Here is a 13,843-nt window from a genome sequence, read left to right on the forward strand (position 1 = left end):
AATTAATTTTTCTTATATTTTTCCCATAAATCTGGTCTTCGGACGCGTGTTATAGCCTCTGATTGTGATAAACGCCAGTCTTTAATTTTGTTGTGATCTCCTGATAATAGCACTTCTGGAACGCTTTTTTCCTCCCAAATTTGAGGTTTTGTGTATTGAGGATACTCCAAAAGTCCGTTCTCAAAACTCTCATCAGTCTTTGATTGTTCATTTCCCAAGACACCTGGAAGCAATCTTAGAACACTATCTAGTACAACAAATGCTGCTGTTTCACCTCCAGATAAAATAAAATCTCCTATGCTAAGTTCTTCTATATTCCTTGTAGATAACAACCTTTCATCAACACCTTCAAAATGACCACAAATTAAACTAATAGATTTTTCTTTAGACAGTTCTAGTGCTAATTTCTGATCAAGCTTTTTTCCTTTTGGTGATAAATAAAAAATTCTTTCTCCTTCTTTTTTATTTTCATCAAGAGATTTTGCTAAAATATCAGCTTTCAACAACATTCCAGATCCACCTCCAAAAGGAGTGTCGTCTACAGTTTTGTGTTTATCCTCAGCAGCATCTCTAATATTTACAACTTTTAAATCCCAAATTTTATTTGTTAAAGCTTTTCCATATAGCCCTTTATTTAAAGGGCCAGGAAAAAAATCAGGATAGAGTGTGAATATCTGAGCTTGCCACATAAATCCAACTATTTAGCTTCTTCCTTTGGAGCTTCTGCTGCTGGTGCTGCTTCTGCTTTAGGAGCTTCTTCTTTTGGAGCTTCTGCTGCTGGTGCTGCTTCTGCTTTAGGAGCTTCTTCTTTTGGAGCTTCTGCTGCTGGTGCTGCTTCTGCTTTAGGAGCTTCTTCCTTTGGAGCTTCTGCTGCTGGTGCTGCTTCTGCTTTAGGAGCTGCTGCTGGTGCTGCTTCGTCTCCTTCTTTTTTTCTTTCTTTTTTAGGAATAGCTTTACTTGGATTACTACCGTTTGCAGGCATTGCTATAATACCATTTTCACCTAAAATTCTTGCAACTCTAGTAGTTGGTTGAGCACCTTGACCTAACCAATATTTAATTCTTTCTGCTTCTAGTCCTACTCTTTCTTTTTTATCTTTTGGTAAAAGTGGATTAAAGAATCCTACCTTCTCAATAAATCTTCCATCTCTTGCACGACGACTGTCAGCTATAACTACTTTATATACTGGTCTTTTCTTTGTTCCACCTCTTGATAGTCTTATTTTTATCATTTTTTTTCCTTTTTTTATTTAAGTTGATTTAGTAGCTCTGGAGGTATTCCTTTATCAGACATACCCTTCAGGTTTCCTTTTGACATCTTCTTCATCATTTCAGACATCATTTTAAATTGCTTAAGCAATTTATTGATAGTGGCCGCATCTGTTCCAGAGCCATTAGCAATTCTTTTTTTCCTAGAACCATCTATGATTTTAGGATTCCCTCTTTCTTTTTTGGTCATAGACAAAATTATTGCTTCGTTTTGAGTAATAATACTTTCATCAATTCCCGCAGCATCCATCTGTGACTTCATCTTTGAAACACCTGGCATAAATGACATTATTCCTTCTATACCACCCATTTTTTTCATTTGTCTTAGTTGGGATAGATAGTCCTCCATAGAAAATTGTCCCTTTTTCAAATTTTCTTCAGCTTTTTTTAAATTTTCTTCACCAAGATCTTCTGCTGCTTTTTCTACAAGGGAAACAATATCTCCCATTCCTAGTATTCTATTTGCTATTCTATCTGGATGAAAAACTTCTAAGTTTTCTATTTTTTCTCCTACCCCTAAAAACTTAATTGGTACTTGAGAAACATATTTCATACTAAGAGCTGCACCACCTCTTGCATCACCATCAGCTCTAGTTAAAACAATACCTGTTAAGTTTACCGTATTTTTAAATTCTTTTGCAACTTCTGCAGCAACTTGCCCTGTTAAAGAATCTGCAACTAAAAATGTTTCAGTTGGATTGATTATATTCTCTATTTGTTTAATTTCGCTCATCATCTGAAGGTCAATTTGAGTTCTACCAGCTGTATCAAACAATATAATTTCTGCTCCATTTAAGCTTGCAGCACTAACTGCTCTTCTACAAATGTCTGCTGGTAATTGTCCTTCAATTATAGGAAGTGTTAAAATATTATTTTGTTCTCCTAAAGACCTTAATTGTTCTTGGGCAGCAGGCCTGTAAACATCAAGGCTAACCATCATTATCTTTTTCTTTTTATTTTTTTCTAAGTATTTGGCTAATTTTGCTGTTGTTGTAGTTTTACCAGAACCTTGAAGACCAACTAGCATCATTGGAACTGGCGGAACTGCATTTAAATTAATATCTGTGTTGCTTTCGCCTAAAAGGCTTACTAGTTCATCATAAACAATTTTAACAACCATATCTCCTGGTGAAGTTGATCTGATTATCTCTTGACCTAATACTTTAGGTTTAACTTTTGTTATAAAATCTTTAGCTACATCTAAAGAGACATCAGCTTCTAAGAGGGCCTGCCTAATAGCCCTTAAACCCTCATCTACTTGCTTTTCGTCAAGTGAAGGTGCTTTTTTTAAAGAAGAAAAAATTTCTTCGAATTTATTTGTTAAGTTTTCAAACATATTTATTACGCACAGCAGTTTCGCACTAGTGGGCGAATATCGCTGACTAGTGTTGATCTCTTTGTTTCCAAAGACACCACAAATTTAACGTTTTTGTGGAAACGAAATCAACCTATAATAGAGGTTCAAAAAGTCAATAAATAAGTTAAATATCTGTATATGGATATTAAAGCATTTAAAATGGATGGTTTAGGCAATGATTTTGTAATTATTGATCAAAGAAGCCAAGATTTTAATTTAGATAAAGATCAAATAATTAAGATATGTGATCGTAGTTTTATTGGATGCGATCAACTCATCCTAATTAAGAAAAATAAAGAAATAGATGCAAATGTAGAATTTTTTAATTCAGATGGAAGCATATCTGGTGCTTGTGGAAATGGCACTAGGTGTGTTGCAGATCTTCTATCAAAAGAAAGTGGTAAAAAAGAAATAACGCTCTTAACAACTTCTGGCTCACTAAAATCAAAAATTTTAGGAAATAATTTAGTCGAGACTGAAATTGGTATACCAAAAGTTAATTGGCAAGAAATTCCATTAAGTAAGCAGCTAGATACTCAAGACTTAAAAATTGAAATTATAGATAGAAATACTACCAAACATATTGGTGGAATAGCCATAAATGTTGGCAATCCGCACATAATTTTTTTTGTAGATGATATTGAAGCATTTGACTTAAAAAATATTGGTCCGAAAATTGAAAATCATCCTCTATTTCCTGAAAAATGTAATGTGACCCTGGCCAAAGTTATAAATAGAAATTTAATAAAAGTAAAAGTTTGGGAAAGAGGAGCTGGACTTACCAAGGCTTGTGGGACGGCAGCTTGTGCAACAGCTGTTGCAGCTAACATTAATAATCTGGTAGAAAAAACTACAGATATAGAGTTTGCATTAGGTAGTTTAACAATTTCTATTGATGAAAGAAATAGTATTCATATGAAAGGACCTGTGTCTGATATTAAAAATATCAACATTAAGTTGTAATGGGAATTTTTGATAAATTTAAAATTGGTTTTAAGAAAAGTGCTTCTACATTTACATCTGGTTTAAGAGATATAATTGTAAAAAAAGAAATAGATGACAAAACATTAGATCAAATTGAAGAATATTTGATTCAATCAGATGTTGGTCTTGTTGCAGCTGAAGAAATTAAAAAAATTATTGCTCAAGAAAAAATTGACCCCAAAAAAGATATTATGAATGAGGTAAACTTGATTCTTAGAAACTATATAGTTACTTTAATGAAACCTTTGGAAAATGAGAATTTTTTTAATAAAAAAGAAAAACTTAATGCAGTCCTAGTATCGGGAGTTAACGGGGTTGGAAAAACAACAACTATTGGAAAAGTTGGTAAAATTTTAAAATCTAATGGTAATAAAGTTATGTTTTCTGCCTGTGATACGTTTAGAGCAGCTGCTATAGAACAATTAGAAAGTTGGGCTAATAAAATTGATGTGCAAATTACAAAATCTACTCAAGGATCCGACCCGGCATCAGTTGCCTACAAGGCAATAGAAGAGGCATTAAAGAACGATTTTAACCATGTTTTGATCGATACGGCAGGGAGATTACAAAATAAAAAAAATTTAATGGAAGAATACAAAAAAATTGCCCATGTAACAAAAAAAATAGATCCAGATGCTCCTCACGATGTAATCCTAGTGCTTGACGCAACCTCTGGCCAAAATGTTATCAGTCAAGTTGAAGAGTTTAACAAAATTATACCTCTTACTGGTTTGATAATGACAAAATTAGATGGTACTGCAAAAGGAGGAATTTTATTAGCCCTTGCTAAAAAATATAAGCTTCCAATAATTGCTCTTGGACTTGGTGAAAAAGAGGATGATTTACAAATTTTTAATGCAGAAAAATTTGCAGAAGCATTTACTCAAATTAATTGATTAAATTATTCGAAATTAAAGGTTTATAATAATTACATTTATAATTTTCTTTTAATTGTGAGTGACCACAGTTTTTTGCGATCGATGAAATTATAAATTCAAATTTTCCACTAGAAGGATATTGATTTAACTTTTTATTAGTAATATCGAATTGAAAATTTTTATTAATATTTTTAATAGCACTAATCATAACTAATGTATTATTATCTTTTAATAAATAATAAGCAAAATCTTCAGGGAACACTGGAAAATCATACTCTTCTAAAAAAAATTTAGCCTTTGAAGGAAACCACTCGTATGAAATTAGAGGAAGTGAAGTTTTTGTTTTATAGTTATAGATATAAAGATCCTGAGGAAAATCAGTTATATAATTAGATTCTTCCCCTCGTGCTAAAATAGGTTTTTCTCTAGTTTTAAAATAAAGACTAAAATTTTCATCATGTGAATTCATCTGACCTATATGAAAAAAATTATCCGCAGAATAATCTTTTTCATCCGCATAAGTAAAATTAGCTACAAAGATTATAATAAATAAAGTCCTAACAATTTTTTTCATACTTATTGTATAAATATGAAATTTGTAAATTATTTGTTTAGATTGTGGCTTAATTTATTTAAACTTTTCTCTTAACTATATATACCCCACCAAAAACAAGGGCTGTCCCTATATAATGATAATACTCGAGTTGCTCATTAAAGAATAAAACTCCATAAATAGCACTATAAACTGTAAAAATGTAAAGAGTAAATCCAGTTATAGATGCCCCAAGTTTTTTTTGTGCCATTGTATACAAGGTAAAAGCTATAATTCCCGGTGAAATAGCTGCAAATAAAACCCACATAAAAAAATCAGAATTAAATACAGTTCTTACAAAAAAAGCTTCTTCGATTAGATAAAATGGGAGCAAGCTAACCACTCCAAAAAATGCAATCAAAGTAAATCTATCAAAAATTTTTAGATTAGTTTTCCAATAAAATAGATAAATAGAATAAAGAGCCCAACCTATTGCAGAAGCTAGCATCCAGAGGTCACCAATTGTGAATTTAAGACTAATTAATAAAGATAAATCACCTTTAATAATAATGGCAAAAACACCTATTAAACATGAAACTAGTCCAATAATCCTAAGAAGATTGATTTTTTCCTTAAAAAATAAACTTGAGATTATGATTATAAAAATTGGAGAAGAGGAATATATAATTCCCATGTTGGTAACCGTTGTTGTTTGACCAGCTAAAAATGGAAAAGCTCCACAAACTCCACAACCCATCGATCCAATGAAAAATATTCTTTTATATTCTTGTTTTACAAACTTAAAATTTTTTTTTAAAGAACTGTAGGTGAATGGTAGTAATATTAAAAAAACTGCAGTCCATCTCCAAAAAGCTAAAGATATTGGAGGAACATACTCAACCCCACCTCTTGCAACGATTAAGTTGCTAGCCATAAAAATTGGTTGAATAAATAATAATAAGAAAGGTAAATAGCTATTTTTAGAATTATTCACTTAAAAGAAGATTTAATTCTTGTCGAAAAAAGCTTCGTAGAACATCATAAAAATTGCTACTGCCATTAAAATAAACACTGGCAATATATCCCAAAATCCTATCATCGAAGATCTAGTTAAAGTTGTTGCAAGGCCAATAAGAAATAATGTTGCAAGGCCTGACCCGATTAGAGTTGTTATTTTATTTAGCATATTTTTTACAATTTTTTTCTAGCCAGTTGGCTACACCTAGAAATCTTAAATCATCTAGCTTGTCTCCAATTAGCTGTATACCTAATGGTAAATTATTTTCTCCAACAAGTAAAGGTAATGAAATAGATGGTAGACCCATATAAGTCCAAACAGTGCAAAATTCTGGACTTCCAGTACTCTTAAGACCCTTCGGTGCAACCCCTGCTGATGATGGAGTTAACACTCCATGATAATCTTCAAAAACTTCTTTATAAGATTCATAACTTCTCTTCATAAAATCTATCGCTTCAGCATATTCTTTGGCTGAATACTTTAAGCCTCTTTCAATTGCACTAACCATTTCTTTAGAAAGGTGTTTTTTAGATTTTTTATAATAACCTTGAAAATTATTTGCCATATCTGTTTCATGAATTATTTTATGATATTTTGGAATATCATCAAAATAAGAAGGGGTATCAAATACTTCAATATTTTTTTTAAAAGTTTTTAAAAAGAACTCAAAAGATTTTTGTGATTCTTTATCAATATTTTTCCAGTTTTTAGTTTTATAAAAAATAAATTTAGGCTCATATAGTGGTCCTTTTTTACAAACATTTAACATTTCATCTGCCGCATAATGAATAGTTGATGAATCGTATAAATCTTTTTTTATAAGTGATTTTGCAAACAGAGCAACATCTTCTACTGTTTTTCCAAATACTCCGATGTGATCTAATTTATCAGATTGTCTCATCACACCACTTCGTGAAATCAATCCATAAGATGGCTTATAACCAACAACTCCACAGTAGGAAGCAGGTCTAATAATTGAGCCATTAGTTTGTGATCCAATTGATAGTGGCGCCATATGTGCTGCTATAGCTGCTGCAGAACCACTTGATGACCCCCCAGGTGTTCTTGAATTATCATGTGGGTTAGTAGTTTTGCCTGGGTGAAAATATGCAAGTTCAGTAGTTACAGTTTTTCCCATTACTATTGCTCCCTCAATCTTAAGTAGATTAACAACTTCAGAATCTTGTGAGCTTGGCATTTTTTTTCTAACAGGAGAGCCACATTCAGTAGGCATTTCAAAAGTACCTATTATATCTTTAACTGCAATTGGTAGGCCGTGCAAAGACCCAAGAGGTTTTCCTGATTTTCTGTATTCATCTGCCTCCGCCGCTTTTTCTAAAAGCTTTTTTTTATCAAAATATTCCCACGCCTTTACATCTTTTTCAAATTTTTCAATTCTCTCAATATATTGATTACAAACTTCCACAGATGAAATCTGACCCGATTTTAGGTGATCAACCAATTTATTAGTTGTTAGAGTAAATATATTTAGCATTTAAAATTATCTAGTTTGCAAATAATGTTTCTGGCAGCCACAAAGCAATACCTGGAAACATATACATAAGAAACATAGCAAATATTACTATTCCTAGGAACGGCATAATTCCTGCAAATATTTCCATCAATTCAACATTCTTCTTTTGAACGCCCTTTAAGTAATAGGCTGACATTGCCATAGGAGGCGTTAAAAATGATGTTTGTAAATTTAAGGCAATTAACATTGCAAAGAAATATGGATTAACATTAAATACTTCAAGTAGGGGTAAAAATATTGGAACAAATATAATTAAAATTTCAGTCCATTCTAATGGCCATCCTAAAAGAAAAATTATTACTTGAGTAATAATTAAAAATTGCCATGTTGATATTTCAATTGATGTAAAAAAATGTTCAAAAATTTCATGACCACCTAAATAAGAAAATACAGAAGAAAAAGTCCAAGAACCAATAAATAACCACATAATCATTGCTGTAGTTTTTGCTGTTAGAAAAACAGACTCTTTAAAGCTTTGCCATTTAAGTGTTTTGTAAAACCAAGATAACAATATAGCACCAAACGCTCCTGCTGCTGCTGCCTCTGCTGGCGTTGCAATACCTGCTAAGATTGTTCCAAGAACCAACATAATTAATCCAAAAAGAGGGACGAAAGAAACTAATACTTCTTTTAAAATTTCAGCTCTTGGCGGAATATCTTCTGCTCTTGGCTTAGGTGCAATTGATGGTTGGAGCCAAGCTCTACCTACTGCATAAGCTATATAAAGTCCTGCAAGTAAAAGTCCTGGAAAAATTGCTGCAGCAAATAATCTCAAAGGAGATAGCTGAGCTATTACCGAATAAACAATTAACATAATACTAGGTGGTATTAAAATACCCAAACATCCACCCGCACAAATTACTCCTGAAGCAAATTTTTTATCATATCCTGCTTTAACCATCGCAGGCCAAGCAAGGAGACCCATTAGGGTTACAACAGCACCAATAATTCCAGTTGCTGTTGAAAATAAAGTACACGTTATTAGAGCAGCTACTGCCATTGAAGCTGGCAATCTGTGAGCCGCAAGTCTTATTGCAAAAAATAATTTTGATACAATTCCGGCTCTTTCAACTAAATATCCCATAAATAAAAATAGTGGGACGGCGGTGAGCACGTTATTGTCCATAACGGTGTATGTATTTTTTACAAATAATGAAAATATCCTATTATCAAATATGTGATCCATTAAAGCAGGATCGTAATAAGCATAATATCCAAAACCTATTCCCATTGCCATCAAGGTGAAGGCAATTGGAAAACCTAATAGCACTGCAAATAAAAACAGCCCCATCATTAAGATGGCGACTTCTGGGTTTGTTAGACTAAATAACATCTTTTTGATCCTCGTCTTGTGCTGTTCTCATTAAGATTTGTTCTGTTTCTTCTGCAACAACCATTCTTGCTGGCCAATGTCCAGTTTTAATACAAATAATTGCTCTAAACACTTCAGCAATTCCCTGAATAACCAAAAAAACTCCCGCAGCTGGTATTAAAGATTTTACCATATAAATATTAATTTGGGCTGGGCTACTCCAACTAGTTTCTTTTATCTTCCAAGCAAGTGCTGCATATTCATACCCATAAAATGCTAAGGCTATTACTCCTGGGAAAAAGAAGATAAAATAAAGCACTAAATCAATCCAACCTTGTGTTCTTGGTTTAAATAATCTGTAAATTACATCCCCTCTAACATGAGATTCAGTTGCTAAACAATAAGCGCCTGACATCATCAATATTGCGCCGTACATCTGCATACTAAAGTCAAAATTCCAAAGTGTTGGCTTATTAAATACGTAGGCCATCATAACTTCATAACAAGTTCCACCCATCAAGATAACAATACACCAAGAAAAAGCCTTACCTATTGAAGTGCTTAAAGTGTCAGCTAATTTTATGTAGGCTCTCATCATGGTTTAAATAGGATACTCTAATTTTGTTAAAAACTGTACTATAAAAAAAAGGGGGCCGAGACCCCCTTTTTAAAATATTAAAAAGTTAATTAGATTTTAACTTTTCCAATTGGACCAAACTCATTTTCATAAGCTAGTTTGTAATTAGGCTGATTCATCAGCAAGTACTTCATTACTTTCTTAGCATATGCTTTTTGAGAGTCGATTACCTTCTTGAAGAATGCATCTTTTGCAGAGAATTCTCCAACAATTTTATCCCAACCTTTTAACTGTTCAGCTAAAATGGCATCAGACGTTTGGTAAACGTTAACCTTATGTGTGTTCATCAAATCAGCTAAACTGTCAGAATATCTAACAAGCGCTTTGAAGTAGTTATCCGTATTCGCAGCATAAGCAGCGTTTTTTAAGATAGCTTGATGAGCAGGTGAAAGGCTGTTCAGTCTCTTCGTGTTCATAGGAATTTCAAACATCTCTTGAGATTGGTGGAAACTTCCTAAGTGATAGTGTTTAGAGACATCTTGCATTCCAAACTGTGAGTCTGATGTTGGGTTGTTAAACTCAGCAGCATCAATCAAACCAGTTTTCATTGCTGGTTGAATCTCACCACCTGGTAATTGTCTTACGACCATTCCCATAGCAGTTAAAACGTTAGTCGCTAGACCAACTGTTCTATACTTCATGCCTTTAACATCAGATACTTTAGTTACGTTCTTTTTGAACCAACCAAAAGGTTGTGCTGGCATAGGCATATGAAAGAAACCTGTGTAGTTAAATCCAACACTAGCTACTGCTTCTTCATATAGTTTTCTTCCTCCACCATACTCCATCCATCCCATAACTTCTTGAGATGACATTCCGTATGAAGGACCAGTTCCAAAAAGTGAAGCTGCAGCGTTTTTACCGTACCAATATGCAGTCACCCAGTGACCCATATCAACGATTCCATCACTTACCGCTGCTCCGATTTCTGAAGTTTTAACGATTGCGTTTACAGGCTGAAGATCAATTTTAAGTGATCCACCTGACATATCGCTAACCATGTTACAGTAGTCTTGCGCCATTTCAAAAAAGATGTTTGCACCTGAAGGCCAAGCGGCTTGCATCTTTAATGTAACGTGTCCGTCTGCAGTTGCAATATTAGGCATTGCTACAGCTGTTGCTGCTGCTGCACCTGTGACTGCTGCTGCTTTAAAGAACTTACGTCTTGAAGGCGTTGTAGCCTTCAGAGATTTTTTATCTTTAATCATTATTTCTCCTCTGTTAGTTAATTAACTGTAAGGATTTAATTATAATTCAGGATTAGAGTCTATAGTGAAAATGACGCTATAAGATCATTTTACAATCTGAGATAGAAATAGTTTTGAATTTATATTAGTTTTTCATCTTCATAAACACAACATCTCTCAGCAGGAATATGTAGTTTTACGCTATCAGAAGGTACTTCAGTTTCTCTATTGATTTTAGATTTGATTGTAAGATTTCCAACTTTAGCTGTTAGCAATTTATAATTTCCAAGATCTTCTACTTTATCTACAGTTGCAGCTAGCACATTGTCTTTTTGATTTTCTGCTAATTTTATATATTCAGATCTTATTCCTAATTTAATATTTTTATCTTTTAACTTTGTTAGATCTGTTGTTGTTTTTATTAACGTGTCATTAATCTTAACACTATCATTAGATAATGCCTCTGTTTTAAACAAATTCATCGCAGGAGATCCTATAAAGTATCCAACAAAAGTAGTTTTTGGTCTTTCAAACAATTCTTTGGGAGTCCCTGTTTGAACCACCTCACCCTCACTCATAACAATAATATTATCAGCAAAAGTCATAGCTTCGTTTTGATCGTGAGTAACGTATACAAGGGTCGTTTTGTATTGTTCATTTATTTCTTTAAGATTTCTTCTTAATTTAAATTTTAGATCAGGATCTATAACTGTTAATGGCTCATCCATTAGAACTGCTGCTACATCCTCTCTTACAAGTCCTCTACCAAGAGAAATCAATTGTTTTTGATCGGCAGTAAGTTTTCTAGCAGGCAAATTTAAGAAAGATTTTAAATTTAATGTTTCTGCAACAGAATTAACTCTTTCATCAACTATTTCTTTAGAAAAATCTCTACATCTCAAAGGGAAAGCCAAATTATCATATACAGTCATAGTGCTGTAAATTACTGGGAACTGGAAAACTTGCGCAATATTTCTATTTTCAGTTTTAAGATCCGTAACATCTTTGTCGTCAAATAATATTTTTCCTGATGAAGGCCTTACTAACCCTGATACAATATTTAACATTGTTGTTTTACCACATCCAGACGGGCCTAAAATTGCATATCTCTTTCCATCTTCCCAGGTCATTGAAAATGGGTTTAGTGCATAAGTTGGATTTGCATCGTTTGGATTATATGAATGAGATATCTTATTTAAATTAATTTTAGACACTACTACCTCCAAATGGAGATGAAGCTAAATTTCCAGTTTCATCAAATGCATAAGCTTTGTTTGATTTAAAATTAATTTTAACTTTATCTCGAATTTTAAAATCCATAACTTCTTCTATACTAGTTATAATTTTTGCATTTCCTCTAGTTAGATGGAGTAGGGTTTCTGAACCACTAATTTCTGCAAGCTCTACTTCAAACTCAAATCCATTATCATTTAATTCTACATCTGATGCTCTTATGCCAAAATTAAAATTTTTATCTTTTATTTTTGATAAATGATCTGGAATATCTATTTCAATATTTTCAAATTTTATTTTATTAGAATCTATCTCAGCTTTTAAAATGTTCATTGGTGGATCATTTGAAATAGCTGCAACTTTTAAATTTTTAGGGTTTTCAAATATTTCTTTTGCAGCACCCACTTGAAGCACTTTACCCTCATCAAGAACAATAACTTCACCATTAAGTTCCATTGCTTCTCTAGGATCTGTTGTTGAAAAAATTACAATACTCTCTTCTGATAGGCCATTAATGAATATGTTTTTAAACTCTTCACGCAACTGCTCTCTTAATTTGTAATCTAAATTAACCAATGGCTCATCTAATAATAAAATTTTTGCATTTTTTACCAGTGATCTTGCAACTGAAACTCTTTGTTGTTGACCGCCTGATAATTCTTGAATTTTTCTTTTTTCATAGCCCTCTAATCCTACTAATTTTAAAGAATTAAAAACTTCTTCATTAATCTTTTGAGGATCTAAACCTCTCTGTTTTAATGGAAAGGCTATATTTTCAAAAACATTTAAGTGAGGGTAGTTAATAAATTGCTGATAAACCATAGCAATATTTCTTTCCCACACTGGTATCTCTAAAAAATTCTTACCTTCAAATTTAATTGTTCCACTGTCTGGCATAAGTAATCCAGCTATTGTTTTTAATAGAGTCGTTTTCCCAGAAAGTGTTCTTCCTAAAATTGTATATAATTTTCCCTTTTCAAAATTAAAAGAGATTTTTCTCAACTGTAACTCTTCAGTTAATTTATATGATAAATTTTCACCAACTAAATTCATTATTTAATTGCTCCAGACAAATTTCCTTTTGACAAATATCTTTCAACAATAAATGCAACTACGATTAATGGTGCTACAGAAACTAATGCTGAAGCAGATAAGCTCCACCATGGTGTAATTGAAGAATTTAAGGCAACTATTTTAACTGGTAATAATTGTACTTCGGTAAAAGTTAGAATAAATGCAAAAAAGAAATCGATCCATCCAAATATTATACAAAACATTCCAGCAACAATTAAACCTGGTATTGAATTTGGTAATACGACTTTAAAAAATGCTTGGTAAGGATTGCATCCATCTATTAATGCTGTTTCATCTATTTCTCTCGGTACCTTGTTAAAGAAGTCAACCATAATCCAAACTGCTATAGGCATTAACAAAACAATATAAACGACTATCAGCCCGATTAGACTATCTAATAAATTTACAGCTCCTAAAAATAAGAAGAAAGGTATTGATAAAACAATTGGTGGCATAATTCTTTGAGAAATAAAAAAGAAGGTAATGTCATTATTTTTTATGGGACCTGCTTTAAAAGTATATCTTGAAAGTGCATAAGCAGATAAGGTTCCAAGGATTATACTTATTAAACTTGCAGTACATGTTACAAACAGACTGTTAAAATAAGGTTCAACAATATCTACCCCTCCTTCTGCTGGTGATTTAATTAAAACCCTCCAACCTTCTAGGTTTGGTTCAAAATCAACCCATGGAATATAAGTAACACCTCCATTAACTGAATTAAAATCTTTGAAGGAAGTTGTAAGTGCCCAAAGAAAAGGTGCCACAACAAATACCGTCCAAATTGTTATAAAAAAATATTTTAAAAATGTATATAGTTTTCCCATAT

The 13,843-nt window shown here is 32.5% G+C and carries 15 protein-coding genes; 2 read left to right on the plus strand and 13 right to left on the minus strand.

What is annotated here, in order from left to right; genetic code table 11:
- Positions 1 to 2 precede the first annotated feature (2 nt).
- From trmD to ffh, 3 genes are read right to left on the minus strand one after another with little or no spacing between them, the layout of a single operon-like run.
- On the minus strand, positions 3 to 689 hold the full coding sequence (trmD, locus tag AC5SML_RS06355) for a tRNA (guanosine(37)-N1)-methyltransferase TrmD (RefSeq protein WP_271499528.1): 687 nt from the start codon (positions 687 to 689) through the stop codon (positions 3 to 5).
- A gap of 8 nt (positions 690 to 697) precedes the next feature.
- Entirely contained in the window at positions 698 to 1,231 is a 534-nt protein-coding gene (gene rpsP, locus AC5SML_RS06360) for a 30S ribosomal protein S16 (RefSeq protein WP_011281575.1), read from the minus strand.
- Between the two features lie 14 nt (positions 1,232 to 1,245).
- Positions 1,246 to 2,604, minus strand: a complete 1,359-nt coding sequence (ffh, locus tag AC5SML_RS06365; protein WP_018413628.1) for a signal recognition particle protein — start codon at positions 2,602 to 2,604, stop codon at positions 1,246 to 1,248.
- 159 nt (positions 2,605 to 2,763) lie between these two features.
- Here ffh and dapF point away from each other — a divergent pair, with 159 nt between their 5' ends.
- Positions 2,764 to 3,588 (plus strand): diaminopimelate epimerase, encoded by an 825-nt coding sequence (dapF, locus tag AC5SML_RS06370; RefSeq protein WP_018413629.1) that lies wholly within the window; start codon positions 2,764 to 2,766, stop codon positions 3,586 to 3,588.
- Positions 3,588 to 4,505 carry a signal recognition particle-docking protein FtsY gene (gene ftsY, locus AC5SML_RS06375; RefSeq protein ID WP_271616582.1) on the plus strand — a complete coding sequence of 306 codons (918 nt, stop codon included), beginning with the start codon at positions 3,588 to 3,590 and terminating at the stop codon, positions 4,503 to 4,505. Before dapF ends, ftsY begins: the two co-directional genes overlap by 1 nt.
- Here the strand turns inward: ftsY and AC5SML_RS06380 are convergent.
- From AC5SML_RS06380 to AC5SML_RS06425, 10 genes are all read right to left on the minus strand, one after another.
- Positions 4,498 to 5,061 carry a hypothetical protein gene (locus tag AC5SML_RS06380; protein WP_006997650.1) on the minus strand — a complete coding sequence of 188 codons (564 nt, stop codon included), beginning with the start codon at positions 5,059 to 5,061 and terminating at the stop codon, positions 4,498 to 4,500. The genes ftsY and AC5SML_RS06380 overlap by 8 nt on opposite strands.
- 58 nt (positions 5,062 to 5,119) lie before the next feature.
- Positions 5,120 to 6,013 (minus strand): DMT family transporter, encoded by an 894-nt coding sequence (locus AC5SML_RS06385; RefSeq protein ID WP_011281578.1) that lies wholly within the window; start codon positions 6,011 to 6,013, stop codon positions 5,120 to 5,122.
- 12 nt (positions 6,014 to 6,025) lie between these two features.
- On the minus strand, positions 6,026 to 6,205 hold the full coding sequence (locus tag AC5SML_RS06390) for a hypothetical protein (protein ID WP_011281579.1): 180 nt from the start codon (positions 6,203 to 6,205) through the stop codon (positions 6,026 to 6,028).
- Positions 6,195 to 7,532: an amidase gene (locus AC5SML_RS06395; protein WP_494617085.1), complete on the minus strand. Its 1,338-nt coding sequence runs from the start codon at positions 7,530 to 7,532 to the stop codon at positions 6,195 to 6,197. Before AC5SML_RS06395 ends, AC5SML_RS06390 begins: the two co-directional genes overlap by 11 nt.
- Positions 7,533 to 7,542: 10 nt before the next feature.
- On the minus strand, positions 7,543 to 8,904 hold the full coding sequence (locus AC5SML_RS06400) for a TRAP transporter large permease (RefSeq protein ID WP_027306877.1): 1,362 nt from the start codon (positions 8,902 to 8,904) through the stop codon (positions 7,543 to 7,545).
- Positions 8,894 to 9,478: a TRAP transporter small permease subunit gene (locus AC5SML_RS06405; protein ID WP_494578795.1), complete on the minus strand. Its 585-nt coding sequence runs from the start codon at positions 9,476 to 9,478 to the stop codon at positions 8,894 to 8,896. The genes AC5SML_RS06400 and AC5SML_RS06405 overlap by 11 nt, the downstream gene beginning before the upstream one ends.
- A gap of 92 nt (positions 9,479 to 9,570) precedes the next feature.
- Complete coding sequence (locus AC5SML_RS06410; protein ID WP_494576746.1) at positions 9,571 to 10,728, minus strand: TRAP transporter substrate-binding protein; 1,158 nt, start codon at positions 10,726 to 10,728, stop codon at positions 9,571 to 9,573.
- 119 nt (positions 10,729 to 10,847) lie between these two features.
- Entirely contained in the window at positions 10,848 to 11,921 is a 1,074-nt protein-coding gene (locus AC5SML_RS06415) for an ABC transporter ATP-binding protein (protein ID WP_494617086.1), read from the minus strand.
- Positions 11,914 to 12,993, minus strand: coding sequence for an ABC transporter ATP-binding protein (locus AC5SML_RS06420; protein WP_271626895.1), 1,080 nt, complete (start codon positions 12,991 to 12,993; stop codon positions 11,914 to 11,916). Before AC5SML_RS06420 ends, AC5SML_RS06415 begins: the two co-directional genes overlap by 8 nt.
- Complete coding sequence (locus AC5SML_RS06425; RefSeq protein ID WP_271564568.1) at positions 12,993 to 13,841, minus strand: carbohydrate ABC transporter permease; 849 nt, start codon at positions 13,839 to 13,841, stop codon at positions 12,993 to 12,995. The genes AC5SML_RS06420 and AC5SML_RS06425 overlap by 1 nt, the downstream gene beginning before the upstream one ends.
- Positions 13,842 to 13,843 lie beyond the last annotated feature (2 nt).

It is taken from the genome of Candidatus Pelagibacter sp. PS_17 (assembly GCF_059417945.1).

Bases quoted from the DNA above. Each gene is read 5' to 3' on its own strand.
- trmD (WP_271499528.1), bottom strand. From the start codon at position 689: ATGTGGCAAGCTCAGATATTCACACTCTATCCTGATTTTTTTCCTGGC.
- rpsP (WP_011281575.1), bottom strand. From the start codon at position 1,231: ATGATAAAAATAAGACTATCAAGAGGTGGAACAAAGAAAAGACCAGTA.
- ffh (WP_018413628.1), bottom strand. From the start codon at position 2,604: ATGTTTGAAAACTTAACAAATAAATTCGAAGAAATTTTTTCTTCTTTA.
- dapF (WP_018413629.1), top strand. From the start codon at position 2,764: ATGGATATTAAAGCATTTAAAATGGATGGTTTAGGCAATGATTTTGTA.
- ftsY (WP_271616582.1), top strand. From the start codon at position 3,588: ATGGGAATTTTTGATAAATTTAAAATTGGTTTTAAGAAAAGTGCTTCT.
- AC5SML_RS06380 (WP_006997650.1), bottom strand. From the start codon at position 5,061: ATGAAAAAAATTGTTAGGACTTTATTTATTATAATCTTTGTAGCTAAT.
- AC5SML_RS06390 (WP_011281579.1), bottom strand. From the start codon at position 6,205: ATGCTAAATAAAATAACAACTCTAATCGGGTCAGGCCTTGCAACATTA.
- AC5SML_RS06395 (WP_494617085.1), bottom strand. From the start codon at position 7,532: ATGCTAAATATATTTACTCTAACAACTAATAAATTGGTTGATCACCTA.
- AC5SML_RS06400 (WP_027306877.1), bottom strand. From the start codon at position 8,904: ATGTTATTTAGTCTAACAAACCCAGAAGTCGCCATCTTAATGATGGGG.
- AC5SML_RS06405 (WP_494578795.1), bottom strand. From the start codon at position 9,478: ATGAGAGCCTACATAAAATTAGCTGACACTTTAAGCACTTCAATAGGT.
- AC5SML_RS06410 (WP_494576746.1), bottom strand. From the start codon at position 10,728: ATGATTAAAGATAAAAAATCTCTGAAGGCTACAACGCCTTCAAGACGT.
- AC5SML_RS06420 (WP_271626895.1), bottom strand. From the start codon at position 12,993: ATGAATTTAGTTGGTGAAAATTTATCATATAAATTAACTGAAGAGTTA.
- AC5SML_RS06425 (WP_271564568.1), bottom strand. From the start codon at position 13,841: ATGGGAAAACTATATACATTTTTAAAATATTTTTTTATAACAATTTGG.